The sequence below is a fragment of the Bacillus niameyensis genome, assembly GCF_001375535.1.
In the GTDB taxonomy this organism is placed as follows: Bacteria; Bacillota; Bacilli; order Bacillales; family Bacillaceae_C; genus Lederbergia; species Lederbergia niameyensis.
In genome coordinates, this window is sequence record NZ_LN831197.1 from 4,197,625 (window position 1) to 4,224,448 (window position 26,824).

Below are 26,824 nucleotides of genomic sequence, written 5' to 3' on the forward strand. Positions count from 1 at the left end.
AACGACAAAACTTATAGTAGAGTCTGCTAATTACTATTAATCTCCTCTAACCAACAGGACTAATAGTAAATGAATATATGAGGATTATAAATTGGCGACAAGGAGCTTCACTTTATGAAAGAGCTAAAGTTTATAAAAGATTATCGTGACCATGCCTCACTTAGGAAAAGCTTTTTCGAGCTCGCAAACAGTGTGTTTGGGATTGATTTCAAAAAATGGTATGAAAGTGGTTTTTGGGGAGGGAGTTACATTCCTTTTTCATATGTGGATGAAGGTAGAGTAGTTGCGAATGTCTCGTTGAATGTTCTTGATTTACTAGTTGATGGCAAGCAACATACCGCATTACAAATTGGAACAGTAATGACCGAACCTCATTACCGAAACAGGGGGCTTTCCAAAAGCTTACTGAATCGAGTTTTAGAAGAATATAAGAATAAGTGTGATTTTATCTATCTTTTTGCCAATCAAAGCGTTTTAGACTTTTATCCGAAATTTGGATTTAATAAAGTAGAGGAATTTCAATATACTACGGATTTCTCGTCTGATCAGAAAGTAAAAAATAAACTTTATAAGCTGGATAGTGAAAAAATCGCAGACCTTCATTTTATTTATGAATTTGCCAAAGAAAGAGTTCCTGTCTCTCAGCGGTTTGCAACACTGAATTCACAAGGTATTTTCATGTATTATTGCCTAAATGTTTTTTGTGATAATCTTTATTACCTTGATTCTGAAGATGCTATTGTGATTTTCAATAAAGCTGAAAACCAAATTGATATTTTTGACATAATCAGCAAAAACGAGATGAACATTAATCGGATATTAAATACGATTGTGGGCAAAGGACGGAAAAAGATTGTTTTTCATTATACTCCAGATTATGAAGGAATGATTTTTGAAAGAAATCCAATTCAGTGTGATGACACGCTATTTGTATTAACAAATGGAAATTATATTTTTCCAGAACGTGTAAAGCATCCTATAACCTCAATAGCGTAAAGTCCCAACGAATGAATGCTTTCCACCAATTTATGGACCCCCATCGAAAAGTCAGATGAAATAGTAAATAAGAATGGGTGATCATTCTGGCTATGGAGGAATCAAATGCAAAAGTAGAATAAATCCTGAATTCTTACCATATTTAAAAGGGAAAAATATAAATTCTGTTTATGGAGAGTTAATTTATTACTTGCAATTTAGAAATACAAGGTCTGAGCGGATACATAATGTACGAATATATAATTGAGAAAGTTACTTTTCCAAAAACTAAAAAAAGTTTCTGAATGAATTTTTTAGATGAATTGCCCTTGTCCATCGTTAAGGGGCGTATGGAGGGAAAATGGAAATGTTGAATTAGCTCACATGGTGCTTTTTTCTGATTATGATAATATAAGCTTAAGAATAAGTCGAAAGGAATGATTCAGATGGCCATTCCAAATGAAAAAAGGAAATATTCATATGCTGATTATCTAATGTGGGAAGAGGGTGAAAGGATTGAGTTAATTAATGGGGAAATTTTCAATATGTCACCAGCACCTTCAGTAAGACATCAAAAGATTCTTGGGGAGTTATTCACAGCATTTTCCAACTTTTTGCGTGGAAAGGAATGCGAGGTGTTTTTTGCACCGTTCGATGTACGATTAAAAGTTGAAGATAAACAAGATACGGAAATACAAAATGTTGTCCAACCTGATTTGTTGGTTATATGTGATCAAAATAAGCTTGATGACAAAGGATGTAATGGCGCACCGGACTTGATCATTGAAATCCTCTCGCCTTCATCTGTGAAGTTGGATCGCTGGATAAAATATCAACTTTACGAAGAAGTGGGGGTAAAGGAGTACTGGATTGTTGACCCAACAAACGAATCTGTTGAAATTCATCTTTTAATTGATGGAAACTATAAATTTCAGGGAGTCTTTACTAAAGAGGATGCGATTTCCGTTCATGTTTTATCTGGATTAGAATTAGATTTGAATCAAATATTTGTATAAAGATTTGTATAAAGAAAACCTGATACTTTAGAACACGAATAATGGAAGGGGTTTCATGCATGCGCTACTGTTCAATGCGCCATGCATACGGCGGAAATTGAGGATATAAGAAGAGATCTATATGAATTTAATTATCGATATCTTAAATGAAAATGTTGACACTGAAGGCAATTGGGAATTACTTCATTAGCAGTTTTTGGTTACTATGCCCGTAATGAACAGTGTCAAGATGGTGATTGCACGATAAGTGAACTAGTTCTAAGAAATTACTGATTGGTGGGTATTTTATGAAGTTTTCAAGTGGGGAATTATGGTTATCAAAGGTGTCGCTTAGTGATTTGGATTTTATTTGTAGGATAGAATGTGATGAAAGCTTATGGAGCTATGAGGAGTCTATCGAGTCTGATATTGATGTTGTATATAAAAAGTATATTGAAAGAATTGACGAAGATAGAAAAGGACAAAATTATGATTTTATAGTGTCTTTAGTTGATGAAATAGGTAGGAAGCCCATTGGCATAGCTCAAATATGGAGTTATGTTGATTTTCGAAAAAGCTGGGAAATTGGGTATGCAATACTCCCTGAATTTTCAGGACAAGGATATGGAAGTCAAGCGGCGAATCTCTTATTAAAATTTGCCTTTGAAAAATTAAGTGCCCATAAAGTGGTAGGTATGTGCAATTCGCAAAATGTACGGTCAGCAGCCTTAATGGAACGCCTTGGGATGACAAGGGAAGCTATTTTAAAAGAAGAACTCTATTGGCAAAACCAATGGACTGATCAATATTATTACTCTATTTTAGAAAAAGAGTATTTTAGTAAACGATAGTTCAACAGGGATTGACATTTCACGAAGGGAATGGGCCTTTTTACTTTTAGAGTACGTAAATAGCGTTAAAAAAGGAGATCGAAAATGGGAAAAGTTATTGGATTCGAATTAAGTAGTCAGGAACCAGAAAAAGCAGCTGCCTTTTATTCTAATGTATTTGGGTGGAAGATTTCTGAGCCGAAATGGGATTATTGGGCAGTCTCCACTGAAATAGATTCGGAGAGAGGTGGGATGAACGGCGGAATAAGTAAAGGGCCTCACGATTACCCGCATGGAACGAGAATCCAAATTGAAGTGGATTCCATTGATGATTCTATTTCTAGAGCAAAAGAACATGGGGCGATGATCGTTCGAGAGAAGATGGAGTTTGATGAATTTTATCTTGCATACCTTGTTGATCCAACAGGAATTGGCTTTGGACTGATTCAACATAAATAAGGTGACATTATGAGAAAAGTCGAAGTACATCCATATAATGAAAATTGGCCATCTATGTTTTTAGAAGAGGCTAACAAACTAAAGCTGCTTTTTGGAGAACTGATTGTGGATATTCACCATATTGGCAGTACGGCCGTATTAGGGTTAAAAGCTAAGCCAATTATTGATATCATGCCAGTTGTAAAGGATATTCAATTGGTTGATCAATATAACTTAAATATGCAAGCGCTAGGATATGAACCAAAAGGTGAGAATGGCATAAAGGGGAGAAGGTATTTTAAAAAAGGTGGAGACGATCGTACTCATCACGTACATATTTACGAGATCGGTAGTTTTGAAATAAAACGGCATCTCGCTTTTCGCGACTTTTTGCGAACACATCCGAATATAAAGGAACAATATGGCGATCTAAAAGAACGGTTGGCATACGAGTTTCCCGATGATATCGAATCGTATATTAGGGGGAAGGAAGATCTTGCCATAGAAATCGAGCGGCAAGCACTAGATTGGTATACAAAATTAGAAATACGATAACTAAGAGGAATATAGGAATTAAAGTCGAATGGTATAAAAACGTGAATTATAAATATGGGAGGTCGACTTTTTGCAAAATAAAGAGCAGTTACTAGATGAATTTTCGGGATTAATCCCTTATGTACAATCAATGAGGGAATTAGATGAGAAAATGTGGGCCACGCCGATTGCAGAAGGAAAATGGACACCGAAAGATATGATCGCACATATTATGCTTTGGGATAAGTATTTTCTTGAGGAAGCTATTCAGAGAATAACAAGTCAACAACCTTTGACCGCTAAACATCTTGATTTCGATGAGTTCAACAAAAAAGCGGTAGAATACGCAAAGAACAAAACAGTACAGGAAATCATTGGTGAGACAGTCCACTATCGTAACGAACTTCTTCGTCAACTAGAGTCCATTTCCGATGAAGATTTTACAAAAGAACATATTGATGGAGAGGGCAATCCCTTTTCAGCTTATTACTATTTAATAGGGTTTATACCTCACGATGCCCACCATATCGAGCAATTGAAAGTTTTCTTTTCGTAAGTTTTAACTCTATTAATAGGAGGTTAAACAAAATGCTCATTACTAAAATCGATGGTCATGCAGAACAGGTTAGCTATCTAATCTGCATGATGAATTACACTAGAAACATTACTCTTAGCAGCGTCGAGGGATTAACCCAACCACAGCTTGATTCATTATTGGACTCAAATAGCAATACGATTGGTGCCCTTTTATTACATATCGCAGCCATTGAATATGCTTACTTTGTCAATACATTTGAAGAGCGGGAATTAAACGAAGATGAAGAGATTCAATGGGGACCAGCGATTCGATTGGGGGGAGAAGCAAGAGAAACGATCCGGGGAAATGATTTGAATTATTATATTCAAAAGTTAAATGATGTTAGAAGTAATACACTAAAAAGGTTTAAGGAAGTCGATGACCAGTGGCTACACACAATCGATGAGTACTATCAAGGCACTCCTATTAATCGTTACTTCAAATGGTTTCATGTATTCGAAGATGAGATTAATCATAGGGGACAAATAAACATCATCAAAAAAATGATTTAAAGTTATAAAAGAGAAGAACTGAGGGATTTTTATGTATGAAGATTTAAAAGGAAAAGTGGTATTTATTACAGGTGCTGGATCGGGAATTGGTAAATCGACAGCATTGTCTTTTGCTCAGCAAGGCGCCAATATTTTTGTAGTTGATATAAATGAGACAGAAGGTAAAAGGACTAAAGAACAGTGCGAGGCTTTGGGAGTAGAAAGTGCCTTTATAAAGGCTGATGTAAGTTCAGGATCGGAAGTAGAAGAAGCAGTGCGTACTTGTCTCCATATATTTCACCGAATTGATATAGGTGTTAATAACGCAGGCATATGCATCGGCGGATTAACGGCAAAGAGCAGTGAAGAGGATTTTGATAAAATTATAAGTGTAAATTTAAAGGGTACTTGGTTATGTATGAAACATCAAATACAAGCAATGACTCTGCAAGGTGGTGGAGTTATTACTAACACTTCGTCAATTGCTGGGCTAATTGGTCTTAAACATCATGCTGCATATGGTGCTAGCAAACATGGCATTATTGGTCTAACAAAGACTGCAGCAGTGGAGTATGCTTCTAAAGGAATACGCGTTAATGCCGTTTGTCCAGGCACAATACATACGGATTGGGTTGGCAGGGTCACAGCAAAGTTAAATAAAGCACATCCAATCGGGAGAATTGGGATGCCTGAAGAGGTAGCTGAAGCAATTGTTTGGTTAAGTTCAGAGAAGTCGTCATTTGTAACAGGTCAATCACTCGTTGTTGATGGTGGCAGGATTAGTGGTGAAAACTAATTGATTAATAAAAAGGCTGTAGAATATGTGAAATGCAAAAGTAAGTAGGTTATATTGCCGAATTATAAATAAATGCAATTTAGGTGGAGAGGGGTGTAAATTTTGAAATTAAAAGAGATTGCCGACCTTTTTATCGTTAAGAGAACAGTAGGAAATTTGGACATCGACATTACAGGACTGCAAATGGATTCAAGAAAAGTAGAAAAAGGCAATTTGTTTATTTGTGTACCAGCAATCGAAGGATTTCTTCAAGACCGGCACCTTTTTGCAAACGATGCCATTCAGAATGGCGCAGTAGCCCTAGTGCTTGAAAGGGATATGGATGTTGATGTTCCAAAGATATTTGTGAAAGATGCAAGACATGCGATGGCTGTGATTGCTGCCCATTTTTACCATTATCCATCACAGGAAATGAATCTAATCGCAATTACCGGGACAAATGGAAAAACGACGACCTCTTTTATTATTGAAAAGATACTATCAGACTATGGATTGAAAACAGGTCTGATGGGCAATAACGGTGTTAAAATGAACGGAACGATGCATCCTACTGATATTAACACACAGGAATCTCCTATTTTACAACGCAACCTTCGGAGAATGAGAGATGAACATATTCGTCATTGCGTGATGGAGGTTTCCTCTCAAGGAATAGATACGAAACGAGTGTTAGGATGTCATTTTAAAACAGCTATTTTTACTAATTTAACTCAAGATCACTTAGACTATCATGGGACTTTTGAAGAATATAGAAATACAAAGGGTCGTTTATTCTCAAGTTTGGGAAACTCTTATTCACCAAAGGAAAGAAAGTATGCTGTTCTAAATGCAGATGACCCAAGTAGTGAATACTTTCGTAAAGTATCAACGGCGGAAGTGGTCACATACGGAATCAACAATACCGCGGATGTCACTGCAAAAAATATTAGTATGACTTCAAAAGGGATTCAGTTTTTATTATCTACTTTTGAAGGTGAAATCCAAATGGATCTTCAATTAGTCGGTCGATTCAATATTTATAATGCTTTGGCAGGGATAACTGCTGCTTTACTTGAAGGGATTCCTCTTGAAAATATTAAAAACAGTTTATCAGAATTAAAAAGTGTTGATGGTAGGATGGAAATAGTCGATGAAGATCAGGAATTCCTTGTTTTAGTAGACTATGCCCATACACCAGATGCTTTAGAAAATGCTTTGAAAACAATTAAAGAATTTGCAACTGGCAACGTAATAACTGTTTTTGGTTGTGGCGGGGATCGCGATACTGCGAAACGTCCCATTATGGGGGAATTAGCTAGTCAATATAGTGATTTTATTGTTGTTACATCTGATAATCCGCGCTCTGAAGATCCTATAAAAATATTGCAAGATATTGAAATGGGAATAAAGAAAGCTGATTTTTCACAGTATGAACTAGTGGTGGATCGTGAAGAAGCGATACATAAAGCAATCAAACTAGCAAATCATAAAGATATTGTGCTTATTGCAGGCAAAGGGCATGAGACCTATCAAGTTTTAAAGGATCAGACTGTTCCATTTGATGATAAAGTGATAGCGAGAGAGGCCATAACTCAAAAGTAAGTTTGGGATTAGCCGAATAGTGAAAATGTTGTATATAGGTATAAGGACGAAAGGAGATTAGTAAAAATGGAACATTCAGATCGCGGGTTAGAAATAATAAAAGAACTGAAAGAAACCGTAGTCCCTGAAGGAATGCTGGCTGTTTGGTTTTTAGGTCAAAATAGTATTCTATTAAAAGCAGATAATAAAATTGTTTGCTTAGACCCTTATTTAGATCCAGCACCTTATCGAGCATTTCAACCTCCTTTTCAAGCTGAAATGCTATCTAATATAGATTATGTGTGTATTTCCCATGATCATATTGACCATTTAGATCCATATGCAGTCGAGGCGATCGCTAAAGTCAACAGCCAAACTACGTTTATCGCACCGGCCTATTGTCATGAACGTTTGCAAGAATGCGGTGTTCACCAAGATCGTATCATCCATGCGGATACGACTCGAGAAAGGTGCATTGCCGGCGTCAAGATAAAGGCAATACCAGCTGCGCATGAAGAATTTGAGTATTCTTCTGATTATGGTCATCGATTTGTTGGATACATTTTAGAGATGAATGGAGTAAAAGTTTATTTCGCGGGGGATACGGTTGTTTATCCAGGATTAGTAGAATTGCTAAAAAAGGAAGCGATTGATTTAGCGTTCCTTCCTATCAATGGTAGAGATTTTTTTCGGAATCAACGAAATATTGTAGGGAATATGGATGTACGAGAAGCCGCAGAGCTAGCAGTTAAAGCTGGTGTCGATACAGTAATACCTTTGCATTATGACATGTTTCCTGGAAATTCTGAAAAACCGGGTAGAATGATTGATTATTTGTATGAACATTACCCGATGCAAAAATGTCATGTATGCTCACGCTTTGAAAGGTTTATTTATGTTTCTCCAGGAGCTTTGAAAAATAATGGGGATAGCCGAACACATTTAATTGAATGATAAAGCGATAGCACGGCATAGTTGAAAAAAGTCTCATTAAAACAACTAGCGGTTAAAAAGGTCTGAGCAACTTAATCTAAGTAGGTGAAATTATGGAAGTAGATTTGAAAACATTATTTTTAATTGATCAAAAGAGTGACTTAAGCATAGAGTTTAGTAAGTTAGTTTCAATGATGAATTATATGAGGGTAATGACTCTTGAAGAGGTAAAAAATCTATCAAAGGAAGAACTGGATTTTCTTCATGATGAGGATGCCAACTCAATTGGAATGTTACTGGCTCATATGGTGGCAGTAGAAAAAGCGTATCAGATTGAAACTTTTCACAATCGTGAAGTGACAGATGAAGAAATTGTCAAATTAAATCCAGCTTTAGAATTAGGCGATAAAGCACGAGAACAAATTCAGGGAAATACAATCGAGTTTTACATGAGTGCTTTAGCGAAGACTCGGAATGAAACGATTGAAACGTTTAAAACACTTCCGGACGGATGGTTATTTCAGCAAACACCTTTCTGGTTTGATCAACCAGCAAACAATTATTTTAAATGGTTTCATGTGTTCGAAGATGAATTAAATCATAGAGGCCAAATTAGAATTATCAAAAAAATGATGGTGAAGAAGTTAAGAGGAGAGAAGTAAGACATGGTCATATTGGCGATGTCTTATTAATCATTACAGAAAGGGAGTTGAGAAAATGGAGCTGATTTGTGAGTCAAACAATTTAGATGATTATTTACTTGAGCTGAATGAAGTTAATTTTTCTGATCATGTAATAAGCAAAAAAGCGAACGAACTTTTCAATCATAAACAAACAGACGTTGAAAAAGCTAAAATCGCATTTGAATTTGTTCGTGATGAAATTTCTCATTCATGGGATATTAAAGGGAATCGTGTCACTTGCAAGGCATCGGATGTATTAATGCATAGAGAGGGTATCTGTTATGCAAAATCACATTTACTGGCAGCTCTTTTGCGCTCCCAAGGAATACCAACAGGCTTTTGTTATCAACGTCTAATGTTATTCGATACTCCGGAACAAGGGTATTGTATCCATGGTTTAAATGCGGTCTTCTTTCAATCACTTAACAAATGGATAAGGGTAGATGCCCGTGGGAATAAGGACGGAATTGATGCTCAATTTTCAATTGACGAAGAGAAATTAGCTTTTCCCATTAATCGCGATCTTGGTGAAATGGACTATCCTCTTATTTATGCATATCCTCATCCGAAAATTGTAGCTGTATTAGAGGGATATACTAATGTGTTAGAAATGTATGAAGATCATTTGCCGGAGAGTTTATGTTAATATAAATGAAAGTCGTTATAAGGATTTGAGGAGAAGACCATGAAATATGCAGAGTGGAATTCAACCGGAATTTCAAAGCGTTTCATTGATGAATTGCAAAGCTACTGCAAAAAAAATAAACATATAGATAAAGTTTTATTATTTGGTTCAAGAGCAAGAGGGGATTACAATAGATCTTCTGATATTGATTTAGCTATTTTTACAAATCAAAGTTCACATACCAAGCAAAACATAGTCGAACAAGCGATTCATGAGATGTCTACGCCCTTAAAAATAGATATTGTCTTTATGGATCGCCTTACTAAAGAAAAAATGATTTCTAATATTAGGAGGGAAGGTGTCGTTTTATATGAACAGGGAAAGGCTCTACGAGAAGCTTGATGATTACAAACGTGCGAGTACAAGACTAAAAGAGGCAACAAAAATTAAAGTTGACTCTGATATTGTGTATGATGGCGTCATTCAGCGATTCGAGTTCACTTTTGAATTAAGTTGGAAACTTATGAAGACGTTTTTGGAATATACCGGGATTACAGAAATGAAAAGTCCTAGGGCAACGATAAGGGAAGCAAATTCTTACGGTTTAATCGAAGATGGGGAACAATGGATTGATATGATGGTAGATCGCAATAAAACCTCTCACATATATGATGAGGAAGAAGCAAGGCTCATTTATGAAAAAATTAAAAATTATTATTGCCATCTATTGTCTGACCTGTATAGTAAGCTGGAGCAAGAAATTATGAGGATTAAGTAGATGTAAAAAACTGAAAAAAACCCTCCAATTAAATCAAGTAAAACAAATGTACTACGAATCAATAATCTTGTAAAAGGAGCCTCGTTTATGACTCAGACACTTCATATTCTAAATGGACAAATGATGTATGAATATTTTAGAAAGACACGCTTCCTTAATGGAGAAGTAATGGTTCCTTTTAATGAGGCAATGTGTGAAGGGAAGGTGCATGAGGTTATTTTTTCCGATACGTTCGCTCAAATACGTGCTAATGTTCATCAAGTTACACTAGATCAATACAAGGAAATTACATTACAACCACTAGAACCGCTGTTATCTAAAAAATTCACTGATCTTACCCTATGGTTTGATGCGGATATGTTTTGCCAAATGAATATTCTTACGATTCTTGGCTGGTTGGATCAAATAGGATATAAGGGGGAGATTAAACTTCATATTGTAGGAGATCAGTTTGAACTGAAGGAGAACTTTGACTTGAAGGCGGAAGGGTATTATCAGCTGTACAAACAAGTTTTCCTTGAAAAGGAATCTCCCGAATTTGTCTTTCCGAAGCCGTTAAGAAAAGGCATTGACTTATATTTACAATATCTTGATAGAGACAGTGAACTCGTTCAATATATAACAGCGCACCAAGATATACCAGAAAAGGAACTAGTCATGAAATTATTAGCAAAATTCTCACATTATGGGCTAGGGGATACGCAGTATCTCAAGATTATCAAATCTTATCGCAGCCACCTGAAATAATGGCTTTAAGGGACAGGCGAAAAAACTTAGGAATTAGGGCAACAGGATATGTATGCCCTTTTTAGAATTCAAAAAAGGACACTTATTGTACTTTAAACATATAACAAAAAACTCAAAATTGTTTAATAATTATATTGCCTATTTTTATTAAACATGATACCGTATACATTAACGAAACCCATTTCGATTGAAAGCGAGATGTACTAAATTGCCCACAATTTATGATGTTGCCTTAAAGTCAGGATATTCAGCAACTACTGTTTCTAAAGCCTTTAATGACTATTCTGATATTAGCACTAAAACAAAACAAGAAATCTTGAAAGTAGCAAAGGAAATGGGGTATCTCCCTAACTCACATGCAAGGACTCTTTTAACAAAAAAGTCATGGATGGTTGGCGTTCTTTATGTAGAACCTTTTGGAATGGGGATCAAGCATCCGTTTTTCAATGCTGTAATTGAAAGTTTCAAAGAAAGAATGGAATATAAAAGTTATGACCTAATGTTCATCTCAAAAGATATCGGAAAAAAAGAATTTAGTTACTTGAAACATTGTCAATTTAGGAGTATAGACGGTGTAATAATTGTTCAATCTGAATATCACAACGAAGAGGTTCAAGAACTACTTAATAGTGATATGCCTTGTGTCCTTATTGATATGGAGTCAGAACAAGCTAGCACGGTTTGTTCAGATAACATTCGCGGTGGTTTTGAGGCGGTACACTATTTTTATAGCTTAGGCCATAGACACATCGCACATATTTCGGGAGGTGATGATACTTTTTCAGGACCAAAACGGCGAGAAGGGTTTAAACAAGCGTTAAAGCAGTACGGATTACCAGTCAAGGATGAGTGGATCGTTGACGGTGGTTATTTTACTTATGACAGTGGTTATGAAGCGATGCAAAAGCTTCTGAATTTAGCAGATAGGCCCACGGCTGTTTTTGTTGCAGGTGATTACATGGCACTTGGTGCAATACAAGCTATTAAAGACCGTGGTCTTCGAGTCCCTCAAGACATCTCGGTTATTGGCTTTGATGATATTGAATTAGCTCAATATGTTACGCCAAAGTTAACGACGATTAGACAGAATACGAATTGTATCGGTAGAAAAGCAGCTGATATTTTAATTGATGCGATTGATAATAATAAAAAGTCAAATACAAGGACTATGATACCTACTGAATTAATTGTTCGAGAATCGTGCCAGAACATTAAATAGTTTTTTTGCCTATTTACGAAAAGGGTTTCGTTAAATGAAAAGGAGGAGATTTTCAAATGATACAAAACTCAGGAGAGACGTCCAATACGATAGGCTCCTCTCAAGGTGAATGGAAATTAGTTTGGTCTGATGAATTTACCGGTGAAGAAATCGATCAATCAAAATGGACCTATGTTGTTGGCGGTCATGGTTTTGGGAATAACGAGCTGCAGTTTTATACGGACCGAAGGGAAAACGCTTACTTGAGAAATGGGAAATTAGTGATTCGGGCATTGAAAGAAACATATGAAGGCAGAGAATATACGTCAGCAAAACTGATAACAAAAGGAAAAGCGGATTGGCAATATGGCAGGTTTGAAATTAGGGCGAAATGCCCGAAAGGTAAAGGAATGTGGCCAGCAATTTGGATGATGCCAACAGATATGAATATCTATGGAGGATGGCCTAGTTGTGGTGAGATCGATATTATGGAGTTGATTGGCTGTTCCCCTAACAAAGTCCATGGAACTCTTCATTATGGTCAACCTCATACGTATACAGGAGAAAGCTTTACGCTCAGCAAAGGGGATTTTTCTGAAGACTTTCATACCTTTGCATTGGAGTGGACACCTACTGAGTTTCGCTGGTTTGTTAATGACATACTTTATTGTAAACAAAACACGTGGTTTTCTTCCCGTGAAAATGGAAAAGAGAACGTGCCATTTCCAGCACCGTTTGACAGATCTTTTTATTTACAATTAAACTTGGCCGTTGGTGGAAACTGGCCGGGAAACCCAGATCCGTCAACTGTATTTCCACAAATGTTTGAAATTGATTATATTCGAGTGTATGAGTCAATATAAAGTTTTGAAAATAATTATCCGAAAATTCGCACAGTACGAAAGCGAATAATGATAAGTGAGGGGATTCAGATGAAAATTTTGAAGTGGTCAACTATTTCTTTACTCATGTTCATGAGTCTATTGCTAGCAGCCTGTTCTTCGACAACAGATGGACCGAAAGAAAATGAGGAACAACAGAAAACCGAACCAGAGAATACCGAGCCAGAACCAATTACGTTAAAATTCCTGCATGCTCACGGAATTGATGATGAGGGATTTAAGAAGCAGTATAAAGATCCGATCGAAGATAAGTTCCCTTATATAACGATAGAGCGTATTGATACTGGTGATTTAGATGAATTAATTGCCAAAAAGGAACTGCCAGATATTTATTTTGTTGAAAATCCTATCAATATTAAGAACTATGTAGAAAGTGAATTAGCACTGGACTTATCAGATCTAATTGAAAAGCACGGTTTTGATTTAAATCGAATCCAACCTAATATATTGACTGAACACCGTACTTTTTCGGATGGGAATTTATATACTATACCGTTATCACTAGGATTGACGGCTTTACATTACAACAAAGATATATTTGATATATTTGGAGTGGAATATCCAACAGATAATATGACGTGGGATGAGAGTATTTCATTAGCAGCGAAAGTAACTGGTGAAAAGGGTGGAGTACAGTATCACGGGTTACAGCCTGCTTTTCCAAGTATTTTATATGATCAACGTGGACTTGTTTTTGTTGATCCAGATACGGATGAGTCTACAATTATGAAAGATGGATATCGTGAAGAATTTGTAAAAGTGTTGCAAACAATCGAGCAAATGGCAAGTATTCCTGGGAATATACCACAAGAAGAATCGGATGCATTTCTATATGAATGGGGAAATCAATTTATAAGTGAAAGAAATGTGGCGATGCTCCCACTTTGGCAATTAATCGATTGGTACTCCAGTGAGGAATCTTTGAATTTCGGTATTGTAACTTATCCTGAATGGGAAGATCTTCCGGGAATTGCGCGCTCATCTAAAGCATTTAGTTTAGGTGTCACGAAAACGAGTGAACATCCGGATGAAGCGTTTAAGGTGATTGCCTATTTACTCTCCGATGAAAAACAGATTGAGTGGTCAAAGGCAGGGCAAGCATCTGCACTAAAAGATCCTGCTATTAATGAGCATTTATTCGAGGAATTAATCAAAGAGCGTCCTCATGCTAGTGATCTTAATATAGAGGCATTAACGAAGCAAGCACCCTCACCTGGAAGTGAGCGTTATTCCGAATATGAGGATTTAGCTGGCGGGATATATGAAACTATGGTTCGAGAATTAATAGAAGAAAAGAAGGATATTAACACTATCTTGCGAGAAGCAGACGAAGCTTTAACCATTTTATTAGAGGACGAAAAGGGTAAAAAATAGAGTGCGATCCTTAGGCCTGTCCTCCAGTGTGTTAATACTTTTTCACCTGGGGGACGTCAATCAATAAAGTTCTTGCAACGTAATCATACAATCATCCAGTTTATTATGCTAATAAGCTTCTTTTCTCACGAGTGTGGCACAAAAACAGCTATTTTTTACTATGAAGATCCCAAAAAAACGGGAGGAATCCCCCGTTTTTCAGAACATACTTATAACTTTAACGGCCCCGCTGCTTTTACTCTTACTAATATCGCATTACCTGGCATGTAGGCGAGCGGGAAATCTTCTAATTGGATAATATCGATTTTCTCTAGATCTGCTCCAGCCTCAATTGCAGCTTCAATGGCTTCTGTTTTTGCCTCTTCAATCGCTTCTTGATAAGTAAGTAAATCAAGAGAATAAATTTTTTCGACATTTCCGCTAATATCTCCAAGAGCTGCACCAATGGCATTAGCAACTCCCGCATGTTCAGGACGGATAACACGGCTGGCTCCTTTTAATTCTTTTGGCATTAAGGCTGCTCCTCCGCCGACAAGTACAACAGGAAGGTTCTCCGCGCTCGTTTTCATGCGATCAACTGCTTTTTCTACCATTTCTACAAAATCTGGATAAATCTTTTCAGTTGGAATTCCCTCAATTCGGGACGAATCTATGTTATCAATGTTCATGACACCAGCGCCTATAGCAACATCTGTTGCAGTCAAATCATTCCCACCAAACACTATTGCTTTTTCTGTTAATTGATAGCCGACACTTTCAGGGCCAATTTTCCAACTATCACCATTCAAATAAACTCGTGTTCCTCCCCCGAAACCAATTGAATAAATATCAGGCATTCGGTAGTTAGTCCTAACTCCCCCAACTTCGACGGCAAGGGATGTTTGACGGGGGAAACTATTAGATAGTACACCGATATCAGTCGTTGTTCCACCAATATCCACAACAATCGCATTTGGTTCCTGAGAAAGATGGGCAGCTCCCCGAATCGAATTTGTCGGGCCGCATGCAATTGTAAAAATAGGATATTTCTGTGCGAATTGATGCGTCATCAACGTTCCATCGTTTTGTCCTAAAAAGATTCGCGCATCAATCCCCTTGTCTTGTAATGCTCGTTCAAATCCATTGGAAACGTGGTTAATTGTGTTCATCAAAGCTGCATTTAAAATAGTGGCATTTTCCCGTTCTATTAATCCGATAGAGCCAATTTCACTGGATAAAGATAAAGGAATCCCGGGCAGTTCCTTTTCAAAGAAGGCTGCTACAGCTTTTTCTTGCTCATTCAGAACAGGAGAAAATACACCAGAAATGGCTATTGAATCGACGCGCCCACGGAATTGTTCTGCAGCTTGTTTTAATTCAGCAAAATCAAGCTGAGCAATCGGTTCTCCATTGTACTCATAGCCTCCATGGACAAGTAAAGTGACAGCCTCTAATTTTTCAATCAAATCTTCTGGCCAGCCAAGTAAAGGTGGTACTGTTGAACCAGAAGGGAGACTCAAACGAATGATTCCTATTTTATTTAATGCTTTCCTTTCAACGATGGCATTTGTACAATGAGTTGTCCCAAGTGTCGCTACTTGAATATCCTCAACATTTATATGGGACTGTGAAAGTAATGCATCAATTGTATTTTCAATTCCAGTAAACACATCATCTGTTGTTGGAGTTTTTGCGCTGCAAAGCACTTGATTCTTTTCGTTTAAAATAACGCCGTCCGTATTTGTTCCGCCAACATCAATTCCTAATCTAATCATTATTTTGCATGCTCCTTTACTAACGTTTCCAATGGTACATAGTCATACGGATACTTAAAATAACGGGGACCGGCTGTTTCAATACCGATCGGACTTCTCCACTTTTCATGGGCTGGAAATGCAACGATAACAACTCTTGCCCCATATTTTAGCCCTTCCGTTGTAATAGGCATGCCAGTTTCCTCATCAAGTACAGCGAGTAAATCAGGGGTCATTGCGATTGGTTTGCCTTCTATTTCTGCAAGCAAATGTTCATTCTGGAAAAATAATGTACAGGATAGCTTTTCGTATTGATCTGTTCCATCAAAATGGGCTTCTCCACGTGTAAATCCACCTTGAATACCTCGTTTTATGAAAACTGCTTTTCCTTTAAATAAACGGTAACCCCCTAGCAAATCAATTATTCGCAAAATCGGATGAATCACATCTGTCCGTTTTGCTGCCAAAACTTCGCCAATTTGTTGTGCGAGTGATAAAGTACCAGGAATCACGCTTTTCTTCGCTTGAGCTCCAGTAATTCCGTAATCACAAACGATCGAAGAACCACCCATAGCGATCGTAATATTTCGAGCTAATTTTTCGCTCCAAAAACCATCTGCAGGTTCAATTGTCACAACATTGCCCTGTTCATCACCGATCGTAGCGAGTTCTGGTTTGAGTCCATCTAAATGGAAGGTGACCATTTGAGCTTCTGGAAATGCCCGTCCCATTGCATCACCGTCTAAAATAGGAATTCCATTCATCGCTGCAACAGCAACAGGTATTAAGGAATTGACGCCACCGACTTCAATCGGCATGACAACATCAACTTTTTTTCCGCAAGCTTTTTCAAACGCCCGTAATGGTGCTTCCAATTGCTCAAAAGAAGGGATTTTTTCAACAAGAACACTTGGGGAGCCCATGCCAGAAGCAGGTAATACCCAATCATTATCATTTAATTCATCTACCGTCACTACTTGGACAGGTCCGTATTTTTTGATCGCAGATAGAGCCATTAACTTCCCGATATATGGATCGCCGCCCCCGCCAGTTCCAAGGACAGTCGCGCCAATTGCGATATTTTCAATGTCTTTTTCAGTTAACCATCTCATTTACAAAATCTCCTTCTTTTTGAGTACAAGTAAGAATAGTGCTTGGAATATAAAAGCAACTAAGAAACTATCTACAGAAGAGATTGTCGTTAATTTAAATAGTTCTAATCCAATCGGTCCTTCCATCGTCAACCAACTAATTAGTGTGCCAAGCGCCCACGCAATTAGGGGGAGTAATTTGATAGTATAATGATTTTCTTTTGTGAATAACGATATTCCTCCAATATAATAAGATGCGGTATATACACCACCGATCGGTGCAATAAACATCGTCATGATTGTTAAGAAATCAATGAAATAATCGTAAATTCCGAAAACGGCAAGTAAAGTTCCGATAGTGCCTGCAATTAATGTTAGAACGACTTTATTTGTTTTAGAAAAAATCACTGATAAACTTAGTCCTGATGAATAAGCATTGCTTGTGTTTGTTGTCCACTGAGCAAGAATTAACACTAGAATCCCAGGAACGCCTAATCCAACTGTAATCATAATTGTAGTTAAATCACTTTCATCCATGATTCTAGAAAGGATCATCGCAATCACGATCATAAAACTATTACCAAAGAAAAATCCGAAGAATGATGCTAAGACGGCGTCCTTTTTCGTACGTGCCCAACGTGATATATCAGGAGAAATAACCGCACCGACAACAAAAACACTTATTACGAGCGAGATAGCCATCCCAAGGGAGAAGACATTTTCTACAGGTGCAGATAGCTTACTAGTTCCGAATTTATTTATTGCGAAAATAACGGATAAAATAACTAAGATTAATAGTAAAGGAACAGACCAAGAACTGAGCTTTTCAATTGCTCGGTAACCAAATACTGCTGTTGTCATCATCAGGACGCCGCCAATACCTGCTAAAACCGGGATCGGTATATCCCAGCCAGCAACTCCTTTAATCGCTGCAAAGGCATTTTCGGCAAAAAATCCTGTTTGCACACCAAACCAACCAAGTAACGAGATTGCTAGGAAAAGAGAAACTAATTTAGCACCAGCTGATCCGAATGTAAATTTAGAAATCATTGAAGTAGATAAACCAGTAACGGCACCTACATAAGCACAAAAAGCAGCTAAAACACCTAAAATAGTAGAACCAATAAGGACAGCAATTAATGCATCTTCAAATGCCATCCCTGCACCTAACTCCGCTCCGAATAACATGGCAGATAAATCAATGCCAACCGCAATCCAAACTAAACTAATTGAAAACCATTTTTTTCTTTCATTCATTGGTACAGCTTCTCTTGCATAATCATTTTTCATGTTTTAATCCCTCCAGTAAAATTTTCATGATGTCCAGTGCAAGTTTTATTTGATCACGCAAAGTATTTTTATCATAGAGATTGATTTCCCAGAAAAGTCCATCCATTAAAAGAACAGCTTGTTTTGTTAAAACAACAGCTTGTTCTTCTGTTATATGCGGCTGATCTATTTGGGTTATATCTAGCAAAGATTCAAATAGCCAATCATCAAACCTTGCCATGTGCTCATGTAAGAAATGTTTAATTTCTTGTGGTGGTGAATTAATAAGTGAGATATAAGCATTAGTTTCATTTTCATGATGAATATGGTATTCAACAGCTCCATTAAATAAATGCTGAAATACATCCAAAAGTGGACGTCCTCGTACTCCGTTCATAATCTTCTGAATTGTTGTGAAGTGATCTTCCAACAACTGTTCAAAAGCAGCAACAAATAAATCTTCTTTATTTTTGTAAAAAAAATAGATCGAAGCGGGTTTAATTCCTACTTCTTTTGCAATCTTTTGCATAGTAGCTCCATGATAATTATGTAGGGAATACTGATTTATCGCAGCTGCTAAAATCTTTTCTTTAGTCAAAAAATTCACCACCTAATGATCGTTAGGTAAATATTATAGCAGTTTTTGTCGAATTGCAAGTTATTTTTATTCATAATCTAGTATATTAATAAAAAATAACTCGTTTTTACTAAAATTGCGATAATTCATTTGAGTAAATAATAAGAGAAATACTTAAAGAATAGTTTCCAATTAAAAGGAGAAGTTAAAGTTTAATGGCAATAAATTAGGGAATATTTTTAAATAAAGGAGTGATAGAGAGATGGAGAATACACAATTAATTCAAGTAGTGAATAAACAAGTAGCTAACTGGACTGTACTTTATACGAAATTACATAATCATCATTGGTATGTAAAAGGACCTCATTTTTTCTCGCTCCACGTGAAATTTGAAGAGTTATACGATGAGGCTGCAACATATTTAGATGATTTGGCGGAACGGCTGTTGGCAATTGGAGGAAAACCAGTAGCAACATTGAAACAGGCATTAGAATTGTCAAGCATTGGCGAAGTGGAGGAAAGCTTGGATGCGAATGGTATGGTTCAATCGATTGTAGATGATTTTACCATTTTGATTGATGAACTAAGAGAGGGAATTGAGATAGCTTCTTCCAACCAAGATGAACCAACAACAGATATGTTTATTGGGATCCAAACAAATTTGGAAAAGCATAATTGGATGCTGAAAGCTTTTTTAGGACAATAGAATAAATTTAATTGGTGGGCGGCAAAATAATGGAAAGCATTCGAAAAGCGCAAGCGCCCGCTTAGCGACGTACAAACTTTTATCATAAGGATGAACGGCTAAAGGCGCGCCGTCCTGGCGCAACGCCGTTCTGACCAACGTCCTGTTGGCCCGATATAAAGGAAACACGGCGAGGCACGAGCCGATGTTGACTTATCGTAGGAAGAAGCTGAAAGTTTGCTAGTCGCTGGGCGCTGGAGCTAGACCAAGCACTAGCCAAATTTTATACTTTCTTATCTAATGTAAAAGGGAGGCCATTATTTTGGATTCGGAAAAGCAGACCTATTATATTTCCATTGGGGCAGGAGAAATTTTTTCCACTCCCAGCGCATCACCTTGGCAGTTTAAAATCAGTGCAACCGATAAAGAAATCCAACAACTAAGACAGATTTTTAATGCCAATTATGATAATAGCATTGCTGATTTTGCCCGCGCACATATACCCGTTATGGAATATCACAATGATCCAACTAATGATCGGTATGATCAAAACTTAATAAGGATCTACGAGATGATCTATCAACTTGGTGATCAAGAAGCGAAAGATCATATTGACAGTATCGGAATTTTGGAGGACTTTACAAGTAAATAAAACGCATATGTTCACTCCTTTTTTCCTGATTGTCGTATAGTATGGAAAGAGGGAGTGAACTTTTTTATGTACGAATTCATCGATGCTAATGGAAAACCACTTGCACTGATATTTAAAAAGGATGCTTTTTTTATAAAAGCCCGTCATGTCCTTGTTATTTGTCGTTTTCAAGGAAAGTGGCTTTTAACAGATCATAAATTACGTGGACTTGAATTTCCGGGTGGGAAAGTAGAGTTGAATGAAAAGATAGAGGACGCGGCTAGAAGAGAGGTTTATGAAGAAACAGGAGGAATCGTCCAGACGCTTGATTATCTTGGTGAGTATTGTGTAGATAATCAGTTTGTAAAGGCGCTTATGCTAGCTGAAGTTGGCCAGCTAGAAGAGCTTCCTGATTATATGGAAACGAATGGACCAGTATTAAAAGCAGGCAACCTCTTGGAAGAGTTAGATCGCCCAGAGTATAGTTTTATTATGAAAGACCAAGTCGTACCAATGGCTCTTAGAAAAATATTAGATGAGACTGCCTCATAGAGACAGTCTTACCCAAGATTTTTAATTAATATTCTCTCTAACCATTCCACACCTTTATACATAATAGTTGCAAAAATAGCAATGAGTAAAAGCGACAGCATGACGAGTGAAAAGTTGAATACTTGGAAACCATAAATGATCATATAGCCTAGTCCCTTGGCTGATACAAGATATTCTCCAACAATAACTCCGACCCAAGAAAGTCCAACATTTACTTTTAATGTGGATATAATTGTAGGGAAAGAGGCTGGCAAAATAGCTTCTTGAAAAGTTTGTTTTCTTGTGGCGCCAAAGGTACGAAGAACTTTAATGTAGTTTCCATCCACTTCTCGAAAGGAAGTATAGATGACGATTGTGGTAATAATAACAGAAACGAGAGTCCCCATCGCGATGATCGAAGTAAAACCAGGACCAAACGCAACAATTAGGATTGGACCGAGTGCAACCTTTGGCATGGCATTTGCCACTACTAGATATGGATCTAATATTTTTGAAAAGAAGGGCGACCACCAGAGAATGGCTGCTAATAAAGTTCCGAGTGCTGTTCCTAAAATAAAGCCGAGGACAGTTTCAAATACAGTTACTCCAACATGAGTAAACAGGGAAGAATCGGCGAATTTTTCAACAAATAACGAGCCGACCTTTGAAGGAGAACTGAAGATGAGTGGATCGATCCAGTGCATACGACTGGCAATCTCCCAAAAGGAAAAAAACACGATGAAAATTAAGATTTGATAAAATCGAACCCATTTCTTTTCAGTTGCTAATTTCTGTTTATACTGATTGTGAAGGAGATTAGGATCAAGTGTCTTTTTCAAGGGATTCCAGCTCCTTCCAAATAGTTTGAAAGATTTGATTATAAGATTCTTTGCTGCGAACATCGAACGGTGTAAGGTTACGTAATTCATCTGGCACCTTAAATTCTTGTATTATTCTTCCCGGCCTTTGAGAAAAAAGGAAGATCCGATCACTCATAGAAATAGCTTCTCCGATATCATGTGTTACAAGGACAGCTGTTTTTCCATAGGCTTTCAAGATGTCAAAGACGAGATCTTCTAGTTTTAGCTTTGTTTGATAGTCAAGTGCGGAAAATGGTTCATCCAAAAGAAGTAATTTGGGATTGACGGCCATCGTTCTAGCGAGAGCTACGCGTTGTCGCATTCCACCGGACAGTTGTTGAGGATTTTGTTTCTCCACATTTTCCAATCCAATTTGTTTAAGGAAATCTAAAGCCGTTATTTTCGTTTCCTCACTTAACCGGCCATTTAGTTTTAATCCAAGTAAAATATTGTCTTCAATAGTTTTCCACGGAAATAGATAATCTTGTTGAAGCATATATCCGATAAAATTTGAGTTATCTTCAGGTGTTTGCTGATCAATAATGACTTGACCAGTAGTTGGTGTGATTAACCCTGCTAGAATGGATAGCATAGTTGTCTTTCCGCAGCCACTTGGTCCAAGGAAGGAGATAAATTCTCCCTCCTCAATGGTGAATGAAACGTCTTCCAGTGCTTCTGTAGCAGTTGTGGGAGTGAAATAGTAGTGGCCGACTCCTTTTGCTTCAATAAAACTCATGATTTCGGCCTCCTTTATTTAGATTTAATTCTTCTAGTTTTAGTGTCCAGCCTACGATGAGTCAACATTGGTTCACTTATCACGTTTAGAGTTTGTACGTCGTTCAACTTTGGCCTTCCACTTATTCATTCATTACATTTTCGACAATCGATGTATTAACGAGATCTTCATAATCGGATTTTTCGGGAAGTTCTCCGGCTTCATCCATAATGGCTTGCAAGTTTTCCCAGCCTTCTTTTGATAAACGCATATCTTTAGCAAAGGAGCCTTGACTCTTATAACGATCTACAACTACTTCGATTGTTTCGAGATCAGAGTCTTCAAAGAATGGTTCTACTACTTTAGCTATTTCGGCTGCACTATTTTCTTCCACCCATAGTTGAGCTTTATAGAGGGCGCGAACAAATTTTTCAACAATTTCTGGGTTCGTATCCATGTAACTTTTTTTGGCCATAAAAGTGGTATAAGGAACGTGGCCTGATTCTTCGCCAAAGGAAGCCACAATATATCCTTTTCCTTCTTTTTCAAAGACAGATGCAGTTGGTTCGAAAAGTTGAACAAAGTCACCTGTTCCGGAGGCGAAAGCATTAGGAATATTACCAAAATCAATGTTTTGAATTAATTCCAGGTCAGAATGAGGATCGATCCCATGTTGTTTTAAGACATATTCGCCCACCATTTGTGGCATTCCACCTTTTCGTTGACCTAAAAATGTGGAATCTTTAAGCATCCCCCAATCGAAGCTATCGATCTTTTCACGAGAAACGAGGAATGTGCCGTCAGTAGCGGTTAATTGCGCAAAATTAATTACAGGATCTGTTGCTCCTTGGGCATACACATAAATGGAAGTTTCAGAACCGACAAGCGCAATATCTGCGCCATCCGACAACAGAGTGGTCATAGTTTTATCTCCACCCCATGTTGTTGTTAGTTCGACATCCAATCCCTCATCTTCAAAAAAGCCTTTTTCCAGTGCAACATACTGGGGTGTATAAAATATCGAGCGGGTGACTTCTGCCAATTTTACCTTCTCTAGGCTGTCTTTTTTCGTACAAGCTGTCATCCCGATCAGGGTGATTAAAGACACCATGACGAAAATTGCGATTTTTAGTTGTGTCTTCATCTGTTTTCCTCCTCGTTACGTCTATTGAAGCTAAGATATAATATGAAAAAGGAAAAATTGTGTGATAGCCTATAAGCATCTTAAAATTCTTTAAAGGAGAAAATTTGTATGAGTGATTCGAATGTAATCGTTGAACAGCTAGCCTTTCCTTCTCCAAATCCTCATGTGAAATTGTCCTTAATTACATATTTATCAAGGGGACTGAAAGTAAAGGGTATGCTGGCCGAACCAATTGAAGATGGAAAGTATGATGGGTTTCTCTATTTACGCGGTGGGATTAAAGGAGTTGGCATGGTGCGGCCGGCGCGGATCGCTCAATTTGCCTCAGAAGGTTTTGTCGTATTCGCACCTTTTTACCGGGGCAATTGGGGCGGAGAAGGAAATGAAGACTTTGCCGGAACGGATCGCCATGATGCCTTCGCTGGATTCAAAATTTTGAAGAGTTTATCTTCTGTTAATCCCGAACGGATTCACATTTTTGGATTTTCACGAGGAGGTGTTATGGCACTTTTAACTGGAATTGAATATCCGGAGGCTGCTTCTGTTGTAACATGGGGCGGCGTCTCTGATGTAGCCCTTACTTATGAGGAGCGGGAAGATTTAAGAAGAATGATGAAGCGAGTAATTGGCGGATCGCCTAACACTGCTACCGAACAATATGATGCCCGTAACCCGCTAACCGATCTGGGAAAATTGGATGCACCTATCCTCATTATTCACGGCGAACAGGATCATAATGTCTCCATCGAACACGCAAAGAAACTCGAGGGGAAACTCAGCGAACTAGGAAGAAAATTTGATACCTGGTATTTTCATGATTTTACCCACTACTTCCCGCCTGCAACGAATCGGAAAGTTGTTAAGGACTTATGCCAGTGGATGAAAAAACAAAAACGTTAGATAATAGAAGTAATTAAAGAGAAAAAATTGTTAATGTTCCCGAGTGACTGGTGGAAACGGTCGAATGGTCGAATAGCGGAGTTGTATTCGCCTGTTCGTGGTTAGTAAAAGCTCGAACGGTGGAATAGCCGGGCTCTATTCGCCCGTTCATGGTTGGAAAAAGCGCAACCGGTCGAATACCCGCTTCTATTCAACCTTCCAACAATTAAAAAGACGTGAACCGTCGTATAGAAAAATACTTGTTCCAAATCAATGATAAATTGTACAAAAAAGTTTAAAAACGGGGGGAGTTCAATATGGGGATGCCATTAGAATTAAATACGATGATTGTAACAAAAGGAAAGGAGAAAAGATTGGAGGAAAACCTGTTCCAATTAGTGAAAGATGGATATCGGTTATACCCGCTCGATATTCCTTTAGATGTGAAACAGACGATTGACAGTGATCATCGTGCAACGGCAGTTATTAAAAAAGTGGAGTGGGAAAATGGGCAAACTATTGTTACTTACGAATTAAGGGCATTACATTCAAGTAATTAAGAGTTGTTCTACTTGACCAAATTCCTATTTTGCGTTATGATTTTCAATTGAACGGATACTCTTATCCTGAGCTGGTGGAGGGAACAGGCCCTGTGAAACCCGGCAACCTACTGATTTTCAGAAAGGTGCTAACCTGGTGCAAGGTTAAGCCTTGGACGATAAGAGTGAAAGGCTCGGACGATTAAACCAAAAACCTTTCCTCAAGTGATGAATAATAGGAAAGGTTTTTTATTTTTTCGGAAATTTTTTTGACCCTTTCAAAGTAGGAATTGAGTACCGTCAAGATTATCATTCATGAAGGAGGAACATAGGTGTCAAGTAATCGTCGTCGTTTATTTACATCCGAATCTGTGACGGAAGGACATCCAGACAAAATATGTGACCAAATTTCTGATTCTATTTTAGATGAGATTTTGGCGGATGATCCGAATGCTCGGGTTGCCTGTGAAACTTCCATAACGACTGGACTTGTACTAGTTGCAGGGGAAATTTCCACTACAACCTATGTGGATATTCCCAAAATTGTTAGGGAAACAGTAAAAGAAATTGGGTATACTCGTGCTAAATATGGATTTGATGCTGAAACTTGTGGAGTAATCACAGCCATTGATGAACAATCCCCGGATATTGCTTCAGGCGTGAATCAAGCGTTGGAAGCTCGGGAAGGAAAGATGTCAGATGCTGAGATCGAAGCGATCGGAGCTGGGGATCAAGGCTTAATGTTTGGTTATGCTTGTAATGAGACAGAGGAATTAATGCCACTTCCCGTTTCACTTGCTCACAAACTTTCAAGAAAACTTTCGGAAGTTCGAAAAGAGGAAATATTGGATTATCTACGACCTGATGGAAAAACACAGGTGACCGTTGAATATGACGAGGAAGGAAATCCTGTAAGGATCGATACGATCGTTATTTCTGCTCAACATCATCCAGAGGTTACTCTTGAACAAATCCAACACGATATTAAAGTGAATGTCATTGAACCAGTTGTGCCTGCCGAGTTATTGGATGAGGATACAAAATATTTTATTAATCCAACTGGTCGATTCGTCATCGGGGGACCTCAAGGTGATGCTGGCTTAACTGGAAGAAAAATTATTGTCGATACTTATGGCGGTTATGCTCGCCATGGCGGGGGAGCTTTCTCTGGAAAGGATCCAACTAAAGTCGATCGTTCAGCAGCGTACGCAGCGCGTTATGTCGCGAAAAATATCGTTGCTTCTGGTCTTGCTGATAAATGTGAAGTTCAGCTTGCCTATGCGATTGGTGTTGCTCAACCAGTATCGATTTCCGTCGATACTTTCGGTACGGGGAAAGTTTCCGAAGGAGCACTTGTTGAAGCTATTCGAGAGAACTTTGATCTACGACCTGCTGGAATTATTAAAATGCTTGATCTACGTCGTCCTATATATAAACAGACGGCTGCATACGGCCATTTTGGTCGAACTGATGTTAATCTTCCTTGGGAACAAACAGATAAAGCAGAGGCCATTTTAAAATCAGTTAACTAATGAATATTCAATTAACAGGGCTAACCATAGCTCTGTTATTTTTTTCTAGGATACTGACAAAATGCTGTAGAAAATGATAGAATGATAGCACTGGCATTTAAAGTTAAGTTCGAATATTGTCTTAAGATTGGTTAATTTAACTGACTCTGCGTAAACTAATCTTACTCTAAATTATTATGTAATATACGCTGAAACTTATGCT

At 37.7% G+C, this 26,824-nt stretch carries 31 protein-coding genes and 1 riboswitch; of the genes, 24 read left to right on the forward strand and 7 right to left on the reverse strand.

The annotated features are described in order from the left end of the window. The first annotated feature begins 114 nt into the window (after positions 1 to 114). The 18 genes from BN1243_RS19370 (at position 115) to BN1243_RS19455 (ending at position 14,436) form a co-directional block, all read left to right on the forward strand. Positions 115 to 996 (forward strand): GNAT family N-acetyltransferase, encoded by an 882-nt coding sequence (locus tag BN1243_RS19370; RefSeq protein WP_062109584.1) that lies wholly within the window; start codon positions 115 to 117, stop codon positions 994 to 996. A gap of 425 nt (positions 997 to 1,421) precedes the next feature. Continuing rightward, positions 1,422 to 1,991 (forward strand): Uma2 family endonuclease, encoded by a 570-nt coding sequence (locus BN1243_RS19375; RefSeq protein WP_084782123.1) that lies wholly within the window; start codon positions 1,422 to 1,424, stop codon positions 1,989 to 1,991. Positions 1,992 to 2,278: 287 nt separating this feature from the next. Next, the gene (locus tag BN1243_RS19380) at positions 2,279 to 2,821 is read left to right on the forward strand and encodes a GNAT family N-acetyltransferase (protein ID WP_062109586.1); all 543 of its coding nucleotides are present in this window, start codon (positions 2,279 to 2,281) and stop codon (positions 2,819 to 2,821) included. A gap of 84 nt (positions 2,822 to 2,905) precedes the next feature. Then, positions 2,906 to 3,259, forward strand: coding sequence for a VOC family protein (locus tag BN1243_RS19385; protein ID WP_062109588.1), 354 nt, complete (start codon positions 2,906 to 2,908; stop codon positions 3,257 to 3,259). A gap of 9 nt (positions 3,260 to 3,268) precedes the next feature. Beyond that, positions 3,269 to 3,793, forward strand: coding sequence for a GrpB family protein (locus BN1243_RS19390; RefSeq protein ID WP_062109590.1), 525 nt, complete (start codon positions 3,269 to 3,271; stop codon positions 3,791 to 3,793). A 70-nt stretch (positions 3,794 to 3,863) separates the two neighbouring features. Next, positions 3,864 to 4,328 carry a DinB family protein gene (locus BN1243_RS19395; protein ID WP_084782126.1) on the forward strand — a complete coding sequence of 155 codons (465 nt, stop codon included), beginning with the start codon at positions 3,864 to 3,866 and terminating at the stop codon, positions 4,326 to 4,328. Between the two features lie 32 nt (positions 4,329 to 4,360). Beyond that, positions 4,361 to 4,861: a DinB family protein gene (locus BN1243_RS19400; RefSeq protein WP_062109592.1), complete on the forward strand. Its 501-nt coding sequence runs from the start codon at positions 4,361 to 4,363 to the stop codon at positions 4,859 to 4,861. A 31-nt stretch (positions 4,862 to 4,892) separates the two neighbouring features. Beyond that, positions 4,893 to 5,636: an SDR family NAD(P)-dependent oxidoreductase gene (locus BN1243_RS19405; RefSeq protein WP_062109594.1), complete on the forward strand. Its 744-nt coding sequence runs from the start codon at positions 4,893 to 4,895 to the stop codon at positions 5,634 to 5,636. A 102-nt stretch (positions 5,637 to 5,738) separates the two neighbouring features. Then, a complete protein-coding gene (locus tag BN1243_RS19410) occupies positions 5,739 to 7,217 on the forward strand; it encodes a UDP-N-acetylmuramoyl-L-alanyl-D-glutamate--2,6-diaminopimelate ligase (RefSeq protein WP_062109595.1) in 1,479 nt (492 codons plus the stop codon). Between the two features lie 66 nt (positions 7,218 to 7,283). Then, complete coding sequence (locus tag BN1243_RS19415; protein ID WP_062109597.1) at positions 7,284 to 8,150, forward strand: MBL fold metallo-hydrolase; 867 nt, start codon at positions 7,284 to 7,286, stop codon at positions 8,148 to 8,150. Between the two features lie 92 nt (positions 8,151 to 8,242). Next, positions 8,243 to 8,791 carry a DinB family protein gene (locus BN1243_RS19420; protein ID WP_062109599.1) on the forward strand — a complete coding sequence of 183 codons (549 nt, stop codon included), beginning with the start codon at positions 8,243 to 8,245 and terminating at the stop codon, positions 8,789 to 8,791. A gap of 55 nt (positions 8,792 to 8,846) precedes the next feature. Next, the gene (locus tag BN1243_RS19425; protein ID WP_062109600.1) at positions 8,847 to 9,458 is read left to right on the forward strand and encodes a transglutaminase-like domain-containing protein; all 612 of its coding nucleotides are present in this window, start codon (positions 8,847 to 8,849) and stop codon (positions 9,456 to 9,458) included. 39 nt (positions 9,459 to 9,497) lie between these two features. Then, the gene (locus tag BN1243_RS19430; protein WP_062109602.1) at positions 9,498 to 9,839 is read left to right on the forward strand and encodes a nucleotidyltransferase domain-containing protein; all 342 of its coding nucleotides are present in this window, start codon (positions 9,498 to 9,500) and stop codon (positions 9,837 to 9,839) included. After that, entirely contained in the window at positions 9,808 to 10,215 is a 408-nt protein-coding gene (locus BN1243_RS19435; protein ID WP_062109604.1) for a nucleotidyltransferase substrate binding protein, read from the forward strand. Before BN1243_RS19430 ends, BN1243_RS19435 begins: the two co-directional genes overlap by 32 nt. A gap of 87 nt (positions 10,216 to 10,302) precedes the next feature. Beyond that, positions 10,303 to 10,962 carry a hypothetical protein gene (locus BN1243_RS19440; protein WP_062109606.1) on the forward strand — a complete coding sequence of 220 codons (660 nt, stop codon included), beginning with the start codon at positions 10,303 to 10,305 and terminating at the stop codon, positions 10,960 to 10,962. Between the two features lie 208 nt (positions 10,963 to 11,170). Continuing rightward, complete coding sequence (locus BN1243_RS19445) at positions 11,171 to 12,181, forward strand: LacI family DNA-binding transcriptional regulator (RefSeq protein ID WP_062109608.1); 1,011 nt, start codon at positions 11,171 to 11,173, stop codon at positions 12,179 to 12,181. Positions 12,182 to 12,237: 56 nt separating this feature from the next. Beyond that, complete coding sequence (locus BN1243_RS19450) at positions 12,238 to 13,023, forward strand: glycoside hydrolase family 16 protein (RefSeq protein WP_062109610.1); 786 nt, start codon at positions 12,238 to 12,240, stop codon at positions 13,021 to 13,023. Positions 13,024 to 13,092: 69 nt separating this feature from the next. Continuing rightward, positions 13,093 to 14,436 carry an ABC transporter substrate-binding protein gene (locus BN1243_RS19455; RefSeq protein WP_062109612.1) on the forward strand — a complete coding sequence of 448 codons (1,344 nt, stop codon included), beginning with the start codon at positions 13,093 to 13,095 and terminating at the stop codon, positions 14,434 to 14,436. Between the two features lie 209 nt (positions 14,437 to 14,645). Here the strand turns inward: BN1243_RS19455 and BN1243_RS19460 are convergent, their stop codons facing one another. Genes BN1243_RS19460 through BN1243_RS19475 form a run of 4 tightly spaced genes read right to left on the reverse strand, consistent with a single transcriptional unit; the run spans position 14,646 to position 19,127 of the window. After that, positions 14,646 to 16,190, reverse strand: a complete 1,545-nt coding sequence (locus BN1243_RS19460) for a hydantoinase/oxoprolinase N-terminal domain-containing protein (protein WP_062109614.1) — start codon at positions 16,188 to 16,190, stop codon at positions 14,646 to 14,648. Then, the gene (locus tag BN1243_RS19465; RefSeq protein ID WP_062109616.1) at positions 16,190 to 17,281 is read right to left on the reverse strand and encodes a DUF917 domain-containing protein; all 1,092 of its coding nucleotides are present in this window, start codon (positions 17,279 to 17,281) and stop codon (positions 16,190 to 16,192) included. The genes BN1243_RS19460 and BN1243_RS19465 overlap by 1 nt, the downstream gene beginning before the upstream one ends. Next, complete coding sequence (locus tag BN1243_RS19470) at positions 17,282 to 18,550, reverse strand: cytosine permease (protein ID WP_062109618.1); 1,269 nt, start codon at positions 18,548 to 18,550, stop codon at positions 17,282 to 17,284. It lies immediately after the preceding gene. Further along, positions 18,540 to 19,127 (reverse strand): TetR/AcrR family transcriptional regulator, encoded by a 588-nt coding sequence (locus BN1243_RS19475; RefSeq protein ID WP_062109620.1) that lies wholly within the window; start codon positions 19,125 to 19,127, stop codon positions 18,540 to 18,542. The genes BN1243_RS19470 and BN1243_RS19475 overlap by 11 nt, the downstream gene beginning before the upstream one ends. A 241-nt stretch (positions 19,128 to 19,368) precedes the next feature. On the opposite strand from BN1243_RS19475, the gene BN1243_RS19480 reads away from it, so the two are divergent. The 3 genes from BN1243_RS19480 to ytkD all read left to right on the forward strand — a co-directional run bounded on the left by BN1243_RS19480 (position 19,369) and on the right by ytkD (position 20,974). Further along, positions 19,369 to 19,812 (forward strand): Dps family protein, encoded by a 444-nt coding sequence (locus BN1243_RS19480; RefSeq protein WP_062109622.1) that lies wholly within the window; start codon positions 19,369 to 19,371, stop codon positions 19,810 to 19,812. 301 nt (positions 19,813 to 20,113) lie between these two features. Then, positions 20,114 to 20,443: a hydrolase gene (locus tag BN1243_RS19485; RefSeq protein WP_326569855.1), complete on the forward strand. Its 330-nt coding sequence runs from the start codon at positions 20,114 to 20,116 to the stop codon at positions 20,441 to 20,443. A 66-nt stretch (positions 20,444 to 20,509) separates the two neighbouring features. Then, a complete protein-coding gene (ytkD, locus tag BN1243_RS19490) occupies positions 20,510 to 20,974 on the forward strand; it encodes an RNA deprotection pyrophosphohydrolase (RefSeq protein ID WP_062109626.1) in 465 nt (154 codons plus the stop codon). 8 nt (positions 20,975 to 20,982) lie between these two features. On the opposite strand, the gene BN1243_RS19495 is transcribed toward ytkD, so the two are convergent. The 3 genes from BN1243_RS19495 to BN1243_RS19505 form a co-directional block, all read right to left on the reverse strand. Beyond that, entirely contained in the window at positions 20,983 to 21,792 is an 810-nt protein-coding gene (locus BN1243_RS19495; protein WP_062109628.1) for an ABC transporter permease, read from the reverse strand. After that, positions 21,776 to 22,549: an ABC transporter ATP-binding protein gene (locus BN1243_RS19500; protein ID WP_062109630.1), complete on the reverse strand. Its 774-nt coding sequence runs from the start codon at positions 22,547 to 22,549 to the stop codon at positions 21,776 to 21,778. The genes BN1243_RS19495 and BN1243_RS19500 overlap by 17 nt, the downstream gene beginning before the upstream one ends. A 121-nt stretch (positions 22,550 to 22,670) precedes the next feature. Next, complete coding sequence (locus tag BN1243_RS19505; protein WP_062109631.1) at positions 22,671 to 23,672, reverse strand: ABC transporter substrate-binding protein; 1,002 nt, start codon at positions 23,670 to 23,672, stop codon at positions 22,671 to 22,673. 108 nt (positions 23,673 to 23,780) lie between these two features. Here BN1243_RS19505 and BN1243_RS19510 point away from each other — a divergent pair, with 108 nt between their 5' ends. From BN1243_RS19510 to metK, 3 genes are all read left to right on the forward strand, one after another. Next, positions 23,781 to 24,572, forward strand: coding sequence for an alpha/beta hydrolase family protein (locus tag BN1243_RS19510; protein ID WP_062109633.1), 792 nt, complete (start codon positions 23,781 to 23,783; stop codon positions 24,570 to 24,572). A gap of 296 nt (positions 24,573 to 24,868) precedes the next feature. Further along, on the forward strand, positions 24,869 to 25,111 hold the full coding sequence (locus tag BN1243_RS19515; RefSeq protein WP_062109635.1) for a DUF2584 domain-containing protein: 243 nt from the start codon (positions 24,869 to 24,871) through the stop codon (positions 25,109 to 25,111). A 58-nt stretch (positions 25,112 to 25,169) separates the two neighbouring features. Continuing rightward, a riboswitch (SAM riboswitch) is annotated at positions 25,170 to 25,276 on the forward strand. Positions 25,277 to 25,422: 146 nt separating this feature from the next. Next, positions 25,423 to 26,622, forward strand: a complete 1,200-nt coding sequence (metK, locus tag BN1243_RS19520; RefSeq protein ID WP_062109637.1) for a methionine adenosyltransferase — start codon at positions 25,423 to 25,425, stop codon at positions 26,620 to 26,622. Positions 26,623 to 26,824: the final 202 nt, after the last annotated feature.